Source organism: Escherichia sp. B1147, assembly GCF_001660175.1.
Lineage (GTDB): Bacteria > Pseudomonadota > Gammaproteobacteria > Enterobacterales > Enterobacteriaceae > Escherichia > Escherichia whittamii.
The window spans coordinates 41,507-58,460 of record NZ_LFHY01000013.1; the positions used below are offsets into that span (position 1 = coordinate 41,507).

Below are 16,954 nucleotides of genomic sequence, written 5' to 3' on the forward strand. Positions count from 1 at the left end.
CCCCTTAAAACAACGAGCCAAGCAATCCGATACCAGCACCAATGCCAGCACCCCACGGTGTTGATGTTTCAAGAAGGCTGGCAAGACCTGCACCGGCAATCGCACCAGACGTGCCACCGCTAATTGCAGTCTGAAGACTTGATGGTTTATTGGCATTAGCAGCGGCAAGTGCTGCGCTTTGCTGTGCAATGCTGCTCATGTTGTTGGCGTATGTCTGCCCGGCATTCGCCTGACCTTGCAGCGCACCAAGACCAATGTTTGCCAGATTGTTGTAGTTGCTCATCTGGTTTGATAACCACGACTGACCGAGAGTCGGAGCAATCGTAGCCAGTTGATTGCTTGTGGCTGTCGAACCAAGTCCCCCCGTCGCCTCCGCAGCAGCAAGATTCTGGTAGCGAGCCTGACCTGCCAAGTCTTTATACTGCTGAGAGTTGTAATACTGATTAAGTGCCTGCTCCTGACCTTCTAAACTGGAAAGATTCTGAAGCTGGTTAACATACTGCTCCGCAAGCGGCGTGAACGGAGCAAGGTTTTTCATGATCGTCTGCCACTGTTGATTTTGCAGGTCTGCGGCATACTTCTGAGCTTCTGCGGCATACTTTGCACTTTTATCAGAACTGCCACCTTTCCCGCCTTTTTCAGGGCAATAAGGTTCCTCGCCGCGCAGTTTTCTGCCCAGCTTAAATGCATATAACATGGCTATCTCCCGTGATTCAGGAAGTCGATTAGTTCTTCGCGTGTGGCGCTGTAAAACGTCACGTCATCCACGCCTTTGAAGTATTTCTTGATGGTTCCTACACGCTTAAGGCCAATCATTGCGCAGTACATCTGCCCGTGGCGGAATTTGCGTGCAGCGAACGATGTGACGCACTGAACGGTGGTGTTAGTCAGAATGTATCGCCAGAACGCCATCCCGATTTCCTTGCTGAAGCCGCGAATCTCTGGCAGGTACATGGCGTGGCAATCAAAGGTTAGCGGCTGAATCTCCTGATAGTAAACAATTCCGCCGAACTGCCCATGCACGTTCACCTCAAAGTAACGGCAATCAGGTTTGTAGTCGTATCCATCACCGTTGTTGCTCCCGGCGATAATGTCAGGGTGATTTCCTACGGCTTCTATCAGGTCGATGTTTCGCGTTGGTTTGAATGTAATCATCAGTCAATCAGCCCATGTAATCTAAGTGCCGTTTCAAGCGCCAGAATACGCTGCCGCGCCTGCTGCAAACCTGTAGCGAGAGCCGCGACTTCGGATTGTGTGTACGTAGTGCCGACCGTGTATGACTGGTTAGCGTTGAATGAGCCAAGAAGAGGTGTACCTGTGGCTGCAGTCCATCCGGTATTTCTTGCTCCAACAACCTGAATTCCATCAACTGAATATGATGTTTTTACATCCAGCGGTGACGCAAGAGACTGCGATTCGGTTACGGTTTTCGATACGTAATCACTCTTAATGCCAGAGACATCGTTTTCTACGTCATCCAGTCTTTGGTCAACAGTGACCAGATGCGCCTGAATATCGATAACCTCATCCAGCAAGTAATCAACATCGCTACGCAGTACGACTATCTTCCCTTCGGCAGTTGTTAACCTGACCTCAAGTAGATTTATCGCTTTTGTGTTTGCGGTGATTCTTGCGTCGTGATCAGCCAGTTCGACATCCTGTTCATCGTTTTTTACCTGGGCATCGTAAGCGCCCTGACCAGCCTGATTTGCCTTCCCAGCAATTGCAGCGACATCAGCTCCCTGATTTATGACATATAGTAGGTAAGACTGGCTGAATATATTGCGTGGAAGGATTGATGTATCGAGTCGTGTAGCCTGAATTGTTACCGGCTCATTGAGATTCGAATCAGCCATTACTCAATCCTTATCTGGCAGCCAGACAGAGTGACAGGTGACTTCGTGATAACGCGCAATTTGAAGCCGACATTTTTCCTGATGCGCCCGACTCGTTTCCACAAAACACGCTTGTCGTAAACGAACGGTTCATTCTGCTCAATCATCTGCTCACGCCCGTAATTGATGCCGTCAGTGGTTGCAGAGAGGAACAGGCGGTCGGCGTACTGCGCAACACCAGTTGACGATTCAACCTCAAGGTCGAACACTCTTGCGTTATCCGCTTTGAACAGCGGAGTAAACAGCAGATGTTCCTGTTGCTTGTCGTACTGGCTGCTGATATCGAACTGCAATTTCCCGGTCACGGACTCCAGCTTATCGCCGCACGTTATCTGATTGCCTTCGTAAATGAAGTCGATAGCGCGGTACACATCGTCATACAAGCCAGTTTTCAACACACACCATTGCGGACCATTGGCGCTTGAAGATGCGTCGTACACGAGAACATGACGCGGAAGGTGGATAATCAGCAACTCATGCGCATCAAATCGCAGCGATTCCATCACGCCATCAGCCAGTTCATCAGCAGTGTAGGAGCGGAGAATTTTCTCAATGCTCGCGCTGGCGATTGGTGATACCTGACCGGATCCGATGATGTATACAGACGGCGCACCTGTTGCCGGATTGCTGATGAATGCATAAGAATCAGCAAACGGCGTTTTGCAGTAAGTCCCGGCGATGCCTTTTTGCACCATCAGTGATGGCTGTGCGACATACAAAGCGGCACCAACGGTGGTTGCGCCAGTAAGGGAGAAATATTCAATAGTCGATGAACCAAAGCAGACGATGAAGTCTCGCCATGTCCCGATACCGATGATGCCGTCCGGCTGAGACTCGGCACGATATTGTGCGCTGTAACGGTCAGGATGCGATTCGTCTTCAAGGTCAGTGATAAACCATGAATCAGTGCCGTCTTTTGACCACGCATAACGCCCACGTAAACGCGTAATGTCGCGAACCGAACCTAACTCATACTGCGTAAACCCGCTGTCTGCAGGCCAGTTTGAGACGGTTTTAACCGTGCCATCATAGCGGTATTCGACCAGTTGCCCGTTAACGCCTACCGCCTGTGATGTTCGACCATGCGCCATTGATACGCGACCACTTCCGGCAACATCACCGACCTCACGTTCTCCTTTGTACAGTTTGCCACCACACACGCGATAAACAGCATTCTGCGCCATGTTGTACTCGACGCCTCGCGATACGCCGTTCACATCAGAACGTTTGGCAATGCCCGGGAATGAGCGAAGATATCCGCTGCTGTTCAGGATTTCTTTGGGTGTAGCCAACATATTCACTGGCAGATAGTCGATATAGTCGGCGTTTCGAAAGTCTTTGCCGACACCTTTCATAAGCGGAAGTTGCTGAATCGGCATTTATTCACCTCACGTACTCGGATCATCTTTCTCGATGTAAAACCGATTCCACGTAAACGCGCTTTTGTTACCACTACCGCGAGGCATGTCATTTCGCCGCTCAAGTGGTGGTATTTTGGTTAAAGCGATACAGATTGTCTGATATGCACTGTCAGCAGCGGTAAGGAGAGCGTCTGACGGCTGAATGACGTTATCCATGCACACTTGCACAGCGAGTTTCAAAGCGACGCCATCATTTGCCCATGCAGGGATACCTGAATCATCGTCCGGTAACGGCATGATGCCGTTTTCTGTATCAGCAAACTGATACCCAAGCTCGATACCTTTAGCCTGCCATGCTGCCATCATGTCTTCGAGGTCATTAATGGCATCTTCAATTGCCTGAGGGTCAGCATCTGTCAACGTGGCATTGGAATACAGCCCGGCTTTTCGTAAAGCCTTTAGAACGAGATCACCCTTCGTTTTCGCCATCTTCTTCCGCCTTAGCCACTTTTTGCTTCGTTGCGGTTTCTTCAGGAGTTTTTACCCAACCTTTTTTCAGGTGAGATTTAACTTCTTCGTCATCAACAATGATGTAATCGACAGCAAACTGACCACAGGTGATCATGTTGCCAGGTTTATAGAGCATTGTTCGTGCCATTGTCTTCTCCCAATAAAAATGGGGCCGAAGCCCCACCAAAATTACTGCCCGGCAATAACGATGCCCGTATATTCAGGAACAAGTACAGAGCAACCGTACAGAGTGGTGAAACGAGCAGTGGTTACGCCTTTGATGTGGTCGAAGGCGTAAGACATGATCAGCGTAGCGCCCTGCTCGGTGGTTGCTGTCATTACCTGTGGACCCTGACCAGTCGGGAACGCCAGTTTGCCGTACATCAGCTCAACAGAACCATCAGCCCAGAACAGGTTAGCAGGTGCTGCGTTCTTGTTGAGAATGGTGATTGCTGCTGATTCTGCCGGTTTGGCATCGACGTTTGCATATGGACGACTCGCAACATCAGTATTTTCAACAGGGAGAATCTTTGGAGAAATTGTTACGGTAGTTCCGCTAACAGCCAGAACACGGAATACCTGCGGTTGACCGGTGGTATCTTTTGTGATCTGGTGTACGGAATTCACACCGGCAATGGTGAACGCATCACCAACCTGCAAGCCAGATGCAGATACCGTAATAGTCCCCTGTCGGTTATCAACTGGCATACCATTTGAATCTTTCGCTTCAACCTTGTGTTCAGGTTGGCCTGATACTGTCAAGGATTCAGTGCTTCCTTTCGGTAATCGACCAGAAATATCGGTCTTGTAGCTATCAAAGGAAGCAACCGGAGGGATTTGCGCTTTTTCGTATGCTGTCAGGGTTGCGCCCTGAGCGTAGGCTCGGTGACCAAGCTCGCCAGCAAGGTCTTTGTAGTTGAAGGGGTTCCAGAAAGAGCGGCGGTTGATACCCTGTGGTACACCAATCGCCGTCATGGTGGCATCAATACCTGCCGCACAGTTCCACAAATCACGGCCCTGTGAACCAGTGCTTGAGTCAGCCATTGTGATCACGTTAGTAGCACGCTGCGTGACCATGGAAATCAGGTCAGAGTCAATCTGTGCAGCAAGGCGCATACCTGCGGCGCGACCAGCTTCAGTTTTATGCTCAGGGTCACGCATTTCACGCGCATCCAGAGTGTACAGAATGTTTTTCGGCTCCTTGAACACTGAAGGAACAAGACGCTGAACCAGTGCTGTTGGCGTTTTGCTGCTGAGGTCGAGGCCTTCCTCAATGTTCATGTGGTAATGCTGCGGACGATACAGAACATCACCTGCTCGCTGCATTGCTGTATCACCGGGACGGAATTTTTTAGCGTTACGGGAAACTACGCAGGCGGCCTCAAAGCCTTCAACGAAGTTTTCGAACATGATTTCAAGGTCTTTTGCTAATTGGTTAGCCATGCTTAATGCTCCGATAGGTTATTTTTTTGCCTTTTTAGCAGCGAAATACGGCGTCCAGTCACCAGTTTCCAGCGCCCTGGCTTTCAGTTTGTCGAGGTTATTGATTACTGCGCCGTTGCTCCCCTTAACTGTCGGGGTTGTGGCTGCCGTGGTTTTTGCTTTTGGCATGATTCTGGCCTTCGATTCGATACGTTCCAGCAGACGACCAATTACTACGGGGTTGGTAGCTTCTGCCAGTTGCTTGCGCAGTTCAGCGTTGCGGCCGAGCGCCAGAACAACGATTTCCGGCTTCTCTGACTCAAGAAGGATCATGTCCTGAATATGAACAGGAACATCTTCGCGTACAGCCTGCTCTGCATCCTGGTAGCCAGCCACTTTCAGTGCTTTTACTCTCTGCATGTAATTGGCTGCTTTCTGCTGAAGCGTTGCGGTACGCGCCTCTTCCTCTCGTTTCCGCTCTCGTACTTGCTCCTGGTATTTGCCGTTTTCCTCTGCCCACTTAGCCATACGTTGCTGATAGATTTCTTCATCGAAACCGATGTCCTCATCATCCAGTTTTGGCATTCGCGGTGGTTGAGTGATTACCGGTTGCTGCTCGACGGGTTTCTGAGACTGACGCATCAGCTCTTTCAGTTCGCGGTCTTTCTCTTTAATCGTCTTGCGCAGGTGCTTTACCAGTCCATGCTCTGCGCCATCTTCGCTGGTTGGCGAATCCAGCTTTTCGTCACCAAAGTAGAATTCCTGTTCTGATTCGTCGTCATCAGTTTCAGTAGCTTCCTTTGCATCATTGCCGGAGGACTCACTACCATCTTCTGTTTCGACTTCTTCAGCCAATTCGACATCATCAGGAATCTGCTCTGACGCATCGGTTTCGATTTCAACTTCTGGTGTGTTTTCTGCCATCTGGTCCATTTGTTACCCCTGTTTACTCGATGTTCAGCCCATCGGAAGGCAATAGGGTGCCAGGCCTCATAAAGACAGCCATTGCACGTTATGGGTTAATTACTGCTGTGGTTGTTGCTGAGTTGATTTTTGCAGGATGCTGTTGATGTCCATGCGCTGCGCATGGCCCTGCGCCTGACTCTTCAGGACAAGCTCTGCATCAGCACGGGCATTGTCTCCTTGCTGTTGCTGGAACTGTCCGAGCAGTTTCAGAGCCTCGCGGATATCAGATTTCTGCTGACTATCGGCAGATGCGAGGATTTTCACAACATTTGCCGCAGCAACCTGAGCATCAGTCTGTGCCTGGAATGCTTTAACCTGAATGGCTGCCTGTTCGTTCTGCGCTTTCTGCAATTCAGCCTGACCAGCCAGAAGCTGACCTTGCGCTGCAACCATAGCCGGATCCGGCTGACTGGCCTGTTGTTGTTTCGCCTGCTCAACCATCTGCTGTTCTTCTGGTGTTCTCGGCTTGATAACGCCAGACAGAAGCAACTGATTGCGGTTGTATTCTTTAAGGTCGTCCATCCCTTCGCCGTCCATATTGTCGAGAATCATCGACGATACAAGGTCGTGCTTCGGCGTTCCTGGTGGGATAAGTGCCAGCATGGAAAGTAACGACTTAACCGTTGCATCACGGCGAGTAGCGAACGACTGACCAACATCGACAGTCACTTCATAGTTACCCTGCGAAAGGTCGTTAAGCGCGATAACCTGCCCTGTCTGACGGTCAACCACTTCACCAGTCATCAACGCCACGTCATCGCTGCCGTCCTCATTAACAATGCGCATTGGCGTATCGCTGCCATAGACTTCACGAGCCATAGAAAGCCACACGACGCCAGCACGGCGCATGGATTTAGCCATGTTGTCCATGTAGATATAGGACTGCGTGTCCATCCGGTTAAAGATGCTATCAACGGTATCGGTAGCGACGTTGCTCGGCATATTCTCAAGCTGCGACGCACCTGTAATTTGCTGAATAGCCGTTCCGGTATACTGCAATAGCCCGGCAAGAGCAGGAGGCATTTGTGTCGGAGGTGTCCAGCCAGCAACCTGAGCTTCTGAAATGACTGTTCCGTTTTTGTCCTTCTTGCTGGTCATAGGAAGAACTGCAGGTCTTTTCTTATTCCTCTCTGCCCAGTAATTCATTAATGGACCGGGAATAAAATCAACATCCACGATAGGAATACCATCACCGCCAGCCTGAGTGGCATTATCTGCAATCATGGAAACCATCAGGTTCTCAAGACGCTGCGCATCCATCGCTTTTGCTGCGTGGCCTTCGATTCGCTCCTGATTATCAACAAATGAGCGACGCCCATATACCGGGATGAGAGGAATATGTTCGCCCGGAATACGCTTCGGTTCTTCCAGCCATTCAGCGCCAGACAGAAGGCCGCAATAAACGCGGCGTTTCTTCACCGTTCGCTCACCAATCAGTTCGAATGCGCCATCGGTTAGCTCGTCGACAATATCTTTGATTTGCTCTTCATCATAGATTGCCGTTTCTCCGCTGACAGGATCGCGCCACGCCGTGAGCTTCACCTTCTCTATGCGAACTTCGTAGTAGCGTCCAACATAGATGGCATCAGGCGTTGACCAGTCATACTGAGTACCAGTGTCATCACGAGAAAGACTTGCCGCGATGGAATCAGGGTATTCAGCCTCGAACGCTTTAGGCGTCATGGAGAACATTTCCATAGCCCACATAGCATCAGAGCGGTCATATTGCTTGCTGTCCTGATCGAAGAAGACGCATGTCGCTGGGTCGTAAACAGGAAGAAGGCTTATACGGCGTTGCTCGTTACTCGGATCCATTTCATCTTCGTAATCGGCACACATGCGGAAACAACCGAATCCGCCCGTTACTGCATCATCAAATGCGTTATCACACGCTTCGCCACCGGATGTTTCCTGATAGTCAGCGCGGAATTTGCCGTTCATCTTTTCGGCTAACGCTTCCGATGCCTTGTCATCCTTCGGCCTGAATTTAACGCTGATGCGATTCTGTCGATACTCGCCAATGATGCGATCACATTCACGGGCAATCTTATTCAGTTCAAAGCGCGGGTAATGCTCAAACCTGCCCTCATCAAATGAGTAACCAGCGTTTGTGCTGCCTTCCCACTGTGCGCCGGATACCCGGACGAAACGTTGAGCCTCAATAATCTGCTCACGCATATCCTGCGTTGCTGACCAGGCATTATCAAAGTTGCACAGCACCTTGCGATGCCAGTCAGTCATCTTTTTTTCTGCCATATCAACCTACACCACAAGGAATTGAGTAACTGGAATAGTCGGGTTGCGCAGCCAACTCCGGGCAATGCATACACATCATCAGCGCATCAGCCAGGTTAGGAGATGGAATACCGAGCTTCTGCTTCATTTCGACCTTAGTCATTAGCTCCAGCTTCCCGTTGTTATTGAATTTGCGCTGAATCTGCGTCAGTTCTGCAAACAGCTTCTCCAGCATCTTCTCGCCTATCGCTTCTTTGTCGAAACTCAGCATGTCGTCGGGGTCTGCATACTCACCGTGGACAACCGCCCGATATGTCAGATAAAGCCTGTCAGCCAGCGCGTAATAGAATTGCGCTCGCTTATTGCGGAACACATCGCCAATAGTGCGAACGTTGTCACCCTGTACGACTTCATCAGCCCATGCTCCGGCCTGATACGGCGCATCTTCATCGAATGGCGATTCGCTGCCCTTGAACATCGTGGCGGTGATTTTCTTGCCGGAGAACGCTTCCGCTGTCTGTCTGCGTAGCCCTGCACCGACACCATCGCCATCCCACAAGTAGTGGTCAGCGCCGTCTTCAATCGCCAGCGAAGTTGCCCAGTCAGCACCTTCATTGATGTCCATCAGCAGGCCTTCGGCAATGCGCTTAACCACCGAACCGTGACGCGATGCGTAACCTTTAGCATCTGACCCTGTATCTGATGGGTCATGAGCAGAAACAACCGCGCCTTTCGCTTTCCATCCGAGTTTATTGTGCGCATCGGTAGCAGCTTCAAGCCATTCACGTTTGATGATTGCCATATCACTTGCGCTTACTGGCTCACCAAGCCAGATGTGACGATACAGTGTCGGATTTCTGCGTTTACACTCTTCCATCTCCAGACGGAGGACTTCAGGAAAGTGCGGGTTGTCGGTGTAGTTCACCGTCAGCAGGCAAATATCATCGGGAGGATTTACGACGAATCGCTGATAGGTATCGTCGAGGATGTTTTTCGGGTTGAAACTCACCCATATTTCAGAGAACGGCTTACGGATGGTTGGAATCAGGATATCCCACGATTCCTTCGTTACCGCTTCCGCTTCTTCCACCCAGCAGATATCAATGCCTTCGAGCGATTTAATCTTCGTCGGGTTGTTTTTGATGCCGTAGAACATGAACTCAGCATTCGTTCCGAGATGACGAATCATGGAACGCTGAATTTCAAACTCAGCCGAATACCCTTCACGCTCGATGGTATCTTCAAGCAACCGGATTACCGAATCGCTGATACTGTTTTGCAGTTCACGAGCGCAGAGAATACGCACTGGCTGACGACGCGCCGCTTCAACAAGCAGCCTAGCAATTGCCCATGACTTACCGCTACCTCGACCGCCTTTGGCGACTTTGTAGCGATGCGCCTCAATGAACGGTTCAAAGATAGGATTAATCGAGGTCATTTTCCGAATAGAGTGCTCATCGGTGATGTTTCAATCTGGATTGTGCCGCCGTCTTTGCCTGTTAGCTCGTGATCAACCTTGTCGCGCCATTTATCCTTCTGTCGGTTCTTAAGCCAGAAGATTGCTGCTGTTGTATCAGGCGGGTAATGCTTCTCAAGCGGAGTTTCGACAATTCTGTTTTCAATAACACGAATATCGATGTCTGGAGCCACGAAGCCCATAGCGCGTTGATAAAGACGATCACTAACTTCTGCATCAGCGACGGCCTTACCCTTTTTTATGGACTCCGAAAACTTAGGATAATCAAGCTTCCACTTGTTAATAGTTGACTCACTGACTTCGAAGAAATCAGCAAGCTCTGCATCGGTGTAGCCCAGCAAGCACAGTTTGCGTGCCTGTTCGGCGTACGCCTCTTGATACTTTGTTGGGCGCGCCATGTTTATACTCCGGTAGTAAACAGGTCTAACGCTTCCTTCGATTTACGCACCGCTTCGATAGTGCGGGTCGTGATATCTGAATTAGCGCCGCCTGACTGGAAGTGAATTTTGAATAGCTCAAGCTTCAGCTCGTCAGTGCCAATGAACTGAAATGCTTCTTCTGCGGCTGCGTTCTGGTTCATGACCAGTTTGTAAATCTCTAACTGGAATTTCTGTTCTTCAGTCATGGGAATAATCTCTGCCATTGTTGGCTCCATTTATCCGTTAAAAGGGATATTAGTTAAGTTATCCCGTGTAGGGCATAAGCCATTGTCGAGACCATTCATTGAATGGCCTCTGCAATAACCGATGCCTTTCCATCAGTCCGCCACCACAAAGAATCTTTTTTTGCCATAAGGCTGGAGGTTCATCTTTCAGTGGCTGCCAGTGTTATTTCCCCACTTACTGGCTTGGGTTGTTTCGCGGTACTGCCGTTAATTAGTGAGTCCGGGGATTACGGTTTGCCCGTGCTGTTCAAGGCGTTCAATTCTCGCCAGTAGCTGAGGCTTCTTAATTTTTCCCCAGCGATTAAGCAGGCGACCTGACATGCTGGCAACATCCTTCTCTTTCATGTACTCCAGCATTACGGCATTTCTCTCTTCTTCAAATTGACGATGACCAACCTGAAGCATGGCGTACATCCAGTTAAATGCGTTGATGTAAGCAATTTTGATACGCATTGCTTCTTTTTTGGTGTAGGACATAACCAAAAGCATCAACCCATCCTTGCGGAGACGGTAGAATTTTTGCGGCTTACCATTCTGTAACTCATTGTTTTTATAGCAAAGCTCAAAGTTGAGCTTTGTATCAAACTCAGGAGGGCAAGCTTCTATGGTTCGTTCAATGTCACGAACTACGTTCTTCGGCAGCTTTCCAAATGCTTTTGCCACCATAAAAGAATCTGTAACCGGATCGTTGTTTGCCACAAAAATCAGATCTCGGAAATCGATGCCGTTAACGATAGTTGGATAATTCATCAGTGCTCACCTTTTAGTGATGAACCTTGTCACACAGGATTCCGGCCCACAGAAAGGCACCGATCACCAAACCGGCATCCTCAAGGGTCATCCTGAAAGGTTCTGTGTTCAGAAGTCGCGCGTGTGAAGCGCGTTTACTGCGGACATAAAAAAGCCCCGCATCGCGAGGCTCATTAAATTGACTTTGTGATTTGCAAAAAAATTATTTCAGGCATTGCGTCCTGATGTACTCCTGCAGGTAGTTAACCTGCGCGGTTATCCTGTCGATTCCACTTCTGAGACGGTAATAATTGAGTTCAGCATCTGCTGTAAGTCCTGGGGTTTCTCCATTGCCCATGCTGCTGGCTCCGGTCGTTGACTTTGCACAGGTGGCGGCGACTTGCAGGCGCTTACGCCCAGCAGAAACATCAGCACGGAGACTTTCGATAGTCGCGTTAGCATCAGCAAGCTCCTTTGTGTATCTGGCGTCGAGTTCTGCTACGTCACGTTGACGCTTCTGCATGTCAGCGATTGTGGATGTGGCCTTATCGCGCTGCTCTTTGTAGGCGATGGCGTTATCACGGTAATGATTAACAGCCCATGACAGGCAGACGATGATGCAGATAATCAGAGCGGAGATAATCGCGGTTAACCTGCTCATTGCTGCCCCCACAAACAGACTTCACGCTCAATCTCACGACGGGTCATCAGCCCTTTCCATTGCTTACCGCCAGCGTATGTCCAGCGACGTAGCTGGTCACATGCGCCCTTGATATCGCCCTGGTTGATTTTGCGAAGAAGCGTCGATGTTCTGAAATTGCCTGCGCCCACGTTATAGACGAACGAATAAAGAGCGCCGCGCGTTGTTTCCGGTATATCGACTTTGATGTACGGGTTAATTTGTCTGGCGACCGTGGCAAGGTCTTTATTCAGGAGGGCTTTGCATTCTGCTTCGGTATACGTTTTACCGGGAATGATGTCTTTTCCGGTGTGTCCGTGACATACAGTCCATACACCAACAATATCTTTGTATGGTATGTAGCTGACACCTTCCAGACCATCGTTACCACTTGGTCCAGTGATTAACACAGATGCTATAGCAATAGCCCCGCCACCAATAGCAGCAGCAACGGCTTTTCGTAATGATGGAGGCATTATTCACCTCTCGCAGCCTTTCGTCTGTCTTCTCTGATTTTGAAATACAGATTTGTCAGATAAGTGAGAAAACCCAACACAAGGCTTCCAAGCACTCCAATCGCAGCCCACTGTGACGGACTGACCTGATCCAACCACTGCAAAAACCAGTATCCCGCACTACCAGCAGATGTTCCGTAGGCAATGCCAGTTGAGATTTTGTCCATTGATTTCATAGCAACGCCTCCGCCAGTAACGGATTGCGTAGTTCTTATATTGGGAAGGGAAAAAAAGAAGACCGCAGCATAACTATCACTGATGAGTTCAGGACAGCCAGTGGCTACGGCTCAGTTATGGTGCTGGTTAACGGACTTGAACCGCTACCCATTCGCTTACAAGGCGACTGCTCCACCATTGGAGCTAAACCAGCATATTTGGCGGGACAGCGTGGACTCGAACCACGATAAGAAGGTTAACAGCCTTCCGTAATGACCTTTATACGACTGACCCAAATAAAAAATCCCGAAACCGTTATGCAGGCTCTATATTACCTGCGAACTGTTTCGGGATTGCATTTGCAGACCTCTCAGCCTGCGATGGTTGGAGTTCCAGACGATACGTCGAAGTGACCAACTAGGCGGAATCGGTAGTAAGCGCCGCCTCTTTTTATCTCACTACCACAACGAGCGAATTAACCCATCGTTGGGTCAAATTTACCCAACTTTATTCAAAAAGTCAATATCATGCCGTTAATATGTTGCCATCCGTGGCAATCATGCTGCTAACGTGTGACCGCATTCAAAATGTTGTCTGCGATTGACTCTTCTTTGTGGCATTGCACCACCAGAGCGTCATACAGCGGCTTAACAGTGCGTGACCAGGTGGGTTGAGTAAGGTTTGGGATTAGCATCGTTACAGCGCGATATGCGGCACTTGCTGGCATCCTTGAATAGCCGACGCCTTTGCATCTTCCGCACTCTTTCTCAACAACTCTCCCCCACTGCTCTGTTTTTGCTATATCAACCGCACGGCCTGTACCGTGACAATCTCTGCATCTTGCACCCGGCGTCGCGGCACTACGGCAATAATCCGCATAAGCGAATGTTGCGAGCACTTGCAGCACCTTTGCCTTAGTATTTCCTTCGAGCTTTGCCACACCACGGTATTTCCCCGATACCTTGTGTGCAAATTGCATCAGATAGTTGATAGCCTTTTGTTTGTCGTTCTGGCTGAGTTCGTGCTTACCACAGAATGCAGCCATTCCGAATCCAGCTTGTGATTGCGCCATCCCCATAGCAGCCATCACATCAGTACCGGAAAGAGAGTCAGAAGCCGTGGCCCGTGGTGAGTCACTCATCATCGGGCTTTTTGGCGAATGAAATTTAGCTACGCTTTCGAGTCTCATGCGCCTTCTCCCTGTACCTGAATCAATGTGAGGTTTCCGCAGAACACTGCGCCGGTATCGATATACATTTGGTTGGCAAATTTAAGTGGTTTCACTGCTGGCGTATGACCAAAGATGAACGTGTCCGCGCCTTTGATTTCTTTCACGATCCCGTCTTGTGAGTTGCTGATTCGTTCGCGGTTCCAGATTACCTGCTGATGATCAACTGGCTTTCCAAACTCGTATTCGTCACAAGGATAATCGGCGTGGCAGATGACATATTTTTTATCTTTGCTCACCAGTTCGATGATTAACGGAAGTTCATCTGCTTTATGGGCAAGAGCTTTAGCCAGAATTTCTTTGTCGTAATTGAGATTAAAGAACCAGCCACCGCCATTAAGCAGCCAGTGATTGACGTTTCCACGCTCTGATAAGCCATCAATCATCATGTGCTCATGGTTTCCACGTACAGCTCTGAACCAGGGGAATGTGATTAATTCCAGGCATTCAACGTTCTCTGCACCACGATCAACCAAATCGCCAACCGAGATAAGCAGGTCTTTTTTGGTGTCGAATCCAATCGTATCCAGTTTGTTCATCAGGTTCGTGTAGCATCCGTGCAGGTCGCCAGCTACCCAAATATTTCGGTATTTGCTGCCATCAATTCTTTCGTAGATATTCATGCTGCCTCACTTCTGCTGTTTCGCAGATTTTTAAGTTTCTGCTGATACTCCGCCTTGATGGCCCTGCACTCTTCGACAGTCCAGCGATGGCGGTTATGGTTTGATTCGATTTCGTCTACTGCTTCCTGCCCGATGCGATTAATCAGTTCGACGCGATACGGAACGAGATTTCCGCTTTTGTGCTGGTTGCACACCACGCATTGCTTGTGAATATTGCGTTCATCAAATCGGAGTTGAGGTGCCGCAGCAGTTGTCCGGTAATGTCCGGCATCCCACTGAGCAGACGTGAGCGTTCCGCACGAGATACATGGTAAGTCGCGGTCTCTTTCTCTGATGAAGGCGTTTACGGCTTGTTGGGCTTGTTTAATCCAGTAACTGCGGGGCTTTAAGGCGAGTTTTCGAATCTTAAGTTTATCTTTCTGTTTCTGCTCCTCTCGTCGTCGTTTCTTCTCTGCTGCTTTTTCCGCTTTTTCGCGTTCTTTACTTCGTCGTTCGAGTGCTATCTTGGTTCCACACTCTGGAGAGCACCACCACTGATTAGCGAATGCAGGATGAAACCATTCCCGACATTCATCGTTTTTACATCGTCTTCGCGCTGGTTTAGCCATCGTCTTCTTCCTCGTGCATCGAGCTATTCGGATCGCTCATCAGTTCTGCGCAGCAGTACTCACACACGTGAACTTCCAGCACATGCAGCTTCTGACCGCAGTTAGCGCACGTTAAAGCCTGCTCGACGCTTTCTTGTTCGTAACTTCGATTTGGGTCAATCACCTTGTTTTCCTCGCACGATGTCTTAGCCACCGGATATCCCACAGGTGAGCCGTGTAATTGAAGGTTTTTACGTCAGATTATTTTGGGATTGGCTTGCGTTTATTTCTGGAGCGTTTCGTTGGAAGGTATTTGCAGTTTTCGCAGATTATGTCGGTGAAACTTCGTCGCTGTCGTCTCATTCGTACCTCCTGTCGGTAAATCTGACACCCTGACCAATAGCCCATGCTGTCGTGTACTCAATCAGACTTGCCATACGCTTCACACTCATCTGAGCGCTGCTTTCGCGAATGTTGACGTATTCGCCTTCAATCCCGGGCAAAACATCAGCTTCCTGCTTTGTTGCCACTGCATGACCGCTGATCAACAAAACCTTCCATTGTTCTGGTTTTAACCATTTATCGCACCATTGAACCTGACGTGCGATATCCGCCAGCATCGCGTGAAATTTTGCGTTCTGGTCAAGGTTGCGCTTGTAGTCAGTAATGCGGATGGTGACTGGCTTGTCTTTATCGAGTGGTGTTGCGAGGATGGCATTTATTGCAGCTTGCTGTTGTTGCTTAGTTCGGAGGAAGATTGTTTGCTTCATCGTTACTCCTTCACTTTGACTCCAACAGCGCGGATGTTTTCCTCATAAGCATCCATTGCATCACCGAAGCCATTGGAATAATCAACAGTAAACCCTTTGGCTAATGCTTCTCTGCTGTCGATAAACTTTGGCGCGGTTATTTCAATAGCTGATCGCGATGCCTGCCACGTTTGCCAGTGGCCTTGAACATCGACCATCACGTATTGACCACCAATATTACCGCTGCCAATTTCATGGTGATTTTCAGGGTAACGGATAAGGTCTGAAGATTCGCCCCCACGTCGCAACCAGCTTTCTTCAAACTGCTTTCTTGATTCGTCCATATCAATCCCCGTTATGACAGGTTAATTTTCACCCAACCCTTCCCACGCACATTTGCAACAAGCCCTTTCTTTCTCAGGTATTGCATACGGCGATCGATGGTTTCGATATACATTCCATTGCTCCGCCATTTAAGCCAGATATCAAAAACAGGTGTTGGTCTTTCACTCAGCATTGAAAGAATGTTTTGATCTAATTTTTCGTACTTGCTCACAAATACCCTCTCTCACTTAATCGCGCCCACGCTTCGTTAAACTCTTCTCGGGTTGCGCCGGATTTTCTTTCTTCAAACATCATGCATTCGCTGATGTCTCCCCATGACTTTGGTCGCTTTTCAGCGAACAGATCATCCCATTCGAATACCCAGCGGCCTGATTTTCGGTAGTGGTAAATGGTCAGCCATGTTGTGCTGTTCGCTGGATACCCATAGAGAACTTCGACTTTTTGATCACGGTCTTTATGCTTTTTCAGCAGGATAAAGCCAGCAACCAGCGAAGCTCCGGCAAGAATGATGATTGGAATTTGCCAGTCAGCCACGCTTACCTCCGCTTAACTCACAAAACGCCACGCCATTTTTGCTACGACAACAGGCATAACACCGATAATCACCCACAGGTGAATGCTACCGAAAAGCACACCCACCAGGTCTTTACCTTCGCCTACCAACCGGACAAAACTGCTGGCAACCACAATGAACGTCACCACCATCCACGACGCACCGAGAAGTCTCAATGCAGAGAAAATCAACTCAACCACGATTTACTCTCCCCCAAATAAAAAGGCCTGCGATTATCAGCAGGCCTGTTATTAGCTCAG

The 16,954-nt window shown here is 49.2% G+C and carries 25 protein-coding genes, 2 tRNA genes and 1 pseudogene; all 28 read right to left on the minus strand.

Annotated features, from left to right (window positions below; translation table 11 throughout):
• Nucleotides 1-4 precede the first annotated feature (4 nt).
• Nucleotides 5-697, minus strand: a complete 693-nt coding sequence (locus A9180_RS12845) for a hypothetical protein (RefSeq protein ID WP_064529130.1) — start codon at nt 695-697, stop codon at nt 5-7.
• A gap of 2 nt (nt 698-699) precedes the next feature.
• A complete protein-coding gene (locus A9180_RS12850; RefSeq protein ID WP_029403249.1) occupies nt 700-1,155 on the minus strand; it encodes a DUF2824 family protein in 456 nt (151 codons plus the stop codon).
• Nucleotides 1,155-1,856 (minus strand): hypothetical protein, encoded by a 702-nt coding sequence (locus A9180_RS12855; RefSeq protein WP_064529131.1) that lies wholly within the window; start codon nt 1,854-1,856, stop codon nt 1,155-1,157. Before A9180_RS12855 ends, A9180_RS12850 begins: the two co-directional genes overlap by 1 nt.
• Nucleotides 1,856-3,274, minus strand: a complete 1,419-nt coding sequence (locus A9180_RS12860; RefSeq protein WP_064529132.1) for a packaged DNA stabilization protein gp10 — start codon at nt 3,272-3,274, stop codon at nt 1,856-1,858. The genes A9180_RS12855 and A9180_RS12860 overlap by 1 nt, the downstream gene beginning before the upstream one ends.
• Nucleotides 3,275-3,283: 9 nt before the next feature.
• A complete protein-coding gene (locus A9180_RS12865; protein ID WP_001140510.1) occupies nt 3,284-3,745 on the minus strand; it encodes a packaged DNA stabilization gp4 family protein in 462 nt (153 codons plus the stop codon).
• Nucleotides 3,726-3,914, minus strand: coding sequence for a hypothetical protein (locus A9180_RS12870; RefSeq protein WP_001389518.1), 189 nt, complete (start codon nt 3,912-3,914; stop codon nt 3,726-3,728). The genes A9180_RS12865 and A9180_RS12870 overlap by 20 nt, the downstream gene beginning before the upstream one ends.
• Before the next feature lie 41 nt (nt 3,915-3,955).
• On the minus strand, nt 3,956-5,209 hold the full coding sequence (locus A9180_RS12875; RefSeq protein ID WP_064529133.1) for a P22 phage major capsid protein family protein: 1,254 nt from the start codon (nt 5,207-5,209) through the stop codon (nt 3,956-3,958).
• An 18-nt stretch (nt 5,210-5,227) separates the two neighbouring features.
• On the minus strand, nt 5,228-6,121 hold the full coding sequence (locus A9180_RS12880) for a hypothetical protein (RefSeq protein ID WP_064529134.1): 894 nt from the start codon (nt 6,119-6,121) through the stop codon (nt 5,228-5,230).
• Between the two features lie 90 nt (nt 6,122-6,211).
• Complete coding sequence (locus A9180_RS12885) at nt 6,212-8,410, minus strand: portal protein (RefSeq protein ID WP_064529135.1); 2,199 nt, start codon at nt 8,408-8,410, stop codon at nt 6,212-6,214.
• Nucleotide 8,411: 1 nt separating this feature from the next.
• A complete protein-coding gene (locus tag A9180_RS12890; protein WP_064529136.1) occupies nt 8,412-9,827 on the minus strand; it encodes a PBSX family phage terminase large subunit in 1,416 nt (471 codons plus the stop codon).
• Nucleotides 9,824-10,264, minus strand: a complete 441-nt coding sequence (locus tag A9180_RS12895; RefSeq protein WP_064529137.1) for a hypothetical protein — start codon at nt 10,262-10,264, stop codon at nt 9,824-9,826. Before A9180_RS12895 ends, A9180_RS12890 begins: the two co-directional genes overlap by 4 nt.
• Nucleotides 10,265-10,266: 2 nt before the next feature.
• Nucleotides 10,267-10,509 (minus strand): DUF2560 family protein, encoded by a 243-nt coding sequence (locus A9180_RS12900; protein WP_000807789.1) that lies wholly within the window; start codon nt 10,507-10,509, stop codon nt 10,267-10,269.
• A gap of 228 nt (nt 10,510-10,737) precedes the next feature.
• Entirely contained in the window at nt 10,738-11,280 is a 543-nt protein-coding gene (locus A9180_RS12905; RefSeq protein ID WP_021511848.1) for a Rha family transcriptional regulator, read from the minus strand.
• A gap of 202 nt (nt 11,281-11,482) precedes the next feature.
• Entirely contained in the window at nt 11,483-11,920 is a 438-nt protein-coding gene (locus A9180_RS12910) for a lysis protein (protein ID WP_064529138.1), read from the minus strand.
• Nucleotides 11,917-12,414, minus strand: a complete 498-nt coding sequence (rrrD, locus tag A9180_RS12915) for a lysozyme RrrD (RefSeq protein WP_001135262.1) — start codon at nt 12,412-12,414, stop codon at nt 11,917-11,919. Before rrrD ends, A9180_RS12910 begins: the two co-directional genes overlap by 4 nt.
• Entirely contained in the window at nt 12,414-12,629 is a 216-nt protein-coding gene (locus tag A9180_RS12920; protein WP_000839574.1) for a class II holin family protein, read from the minus strand. Before A9180_RS12920 ends, rrrD begins: the two co-directional genes overlap by 1 nt.
• A gap of 118 nt (nt 12,630-12,747) precedes the next feature.
• A tRNA-Thr gene (locus tag A9180_RS12925) sits at nt 12,748-12,823 on the minus strand.
• Between the two features lie 5 nt (nt 12,824-12,828).
• Nucleotides 12,829-12,903: transfer RNA gene (locus tag A9180_RS12930), tRNA-Asn, on the minus strand.
• Nucleotides 12,904-13,174: 271 nt separating this feature from the next.
• Nucleotides 13,175-13,798, minus strand: coding sequence for an antitermination protein (locus tag A9180_RS12935; protein WP_001235461.1), 624 nt, complete (start codon nt 13,796-13,798; stop codon nt 13,175-13,177).
• Nucleotides 13,795-14,460 carry a serine/threonine protein phosphatase gene (locus A9180_RS12940; RefSeq protein ID WP_064529139.1) on the minus strand — a complete coding sequence of 222 codons (666 nt, stop codon included), beginning with the start codon at nt 14,458-14,460 and terminating at the stop codon, nt 13,795-13,797. The genes A9180_RS12935 and A9180_RS12940 overlap by 4 nt, the downstream gene beginning before the upstream one ends.
• A complete protein-coding gene (locus A9180_RS12945; protein ID WP_064529140.1) occupies nt 14,457-15,068 on the minus strand; it encodes a recombination protein NinG in 612 nt (203 codons plus the stop codon). The genes A9180_RS12940 and A9180_RS12945 overlap by 4 nt, the downstream gene beginning before the upstream one ends.
• Nucleotides 15,061-15,231 carry a protein NinF gene (locus A9180_RS12950; RefSeq protein WP_064529141.1) on the minus strand — a complete coding sequence of 57 codons (171 nt, stop codon included), beginning with the start codon at nt 15,229-15,231 and terminating at the stop codon, nt 15,061-15,063. The genes A9180_RS12945 and A9180_RS12950 overlap by 8 nt, the downstream gene beginning before the upstream one ends.
• A pseudogene (locus A9180_RS12955) lies at nt 15,228-15,410 on the minus strand (NinE family protein). Before A9180_RS12955 ends, A9180_RS12950 begins: the two are co-directional and overlap by 4 nt.
• A complete protein-coding gene (locus A9180_RS12960) occupies nt 15,407-15,817 on the minus strand; it encodes a recombination protein NinB (protein WP_062867350.1) in 411 nt (136 codons plus the stop codon). Before A9180_RS12960 ends, A9180_RS12955 begins: the two are co-directional and overlap by 4 nt.
• A 2-nt stretch (nt 15,818-15,819) precedes the next feature.
• Nucleotides 15,820-16,140, minus strand: a complete 321-nt coding sequence (locus A9180_RS12965; RefSeq protein WP_064529142.1) for a hypothetical protein — start codon at nt 16,138-16,140, stop codon at nt 15,820-15,822.
• An 11-nt stretch (nt 16,141-16,151) separates the two neighbouring features.
• On the minus strand, nt 16,152-16,352 hold the full coding sequence (locus A9180_RS12970) for a hypothetical protein (RefSeq protein WP_000049638.1): 201 nt from the start codon (nt 16,350-16,352) through the stop codon (nt 16,152-16,154).
• The gene (locus tag A9180_RS12975; RefSeq protein ID WP_000796282.1) at nt 16,349-16,675 is read right to left on the minus strand and encodes a hypothetical protein; all 327 of its coding nucleotides are present in this window, start codon (nt 16,673-16,675) and stop codon (nt 16,349-16,351) included. The genes A9180_RS12970 and A9180_RS12975 overlap by 4 nt, the downstream gene beginning before the upstream one ends.
• A 12-nt stretch (nt 16,676-16,687) precedes the next feature.
• Nucleotides 16,688-16,894: a hypothetical protein gene (locus tag A9180_RS12980; RefSeq protein ID WP_064529143.1), complete on the minus strand. Its 207-nt coding sequence runs from the start codon at nt 16,892-16,894 to the stop codon at nt 16,688-16,690.
• Between the last annotated feature and the right edge of the window lie 60 nt (nt 16,895-16,954).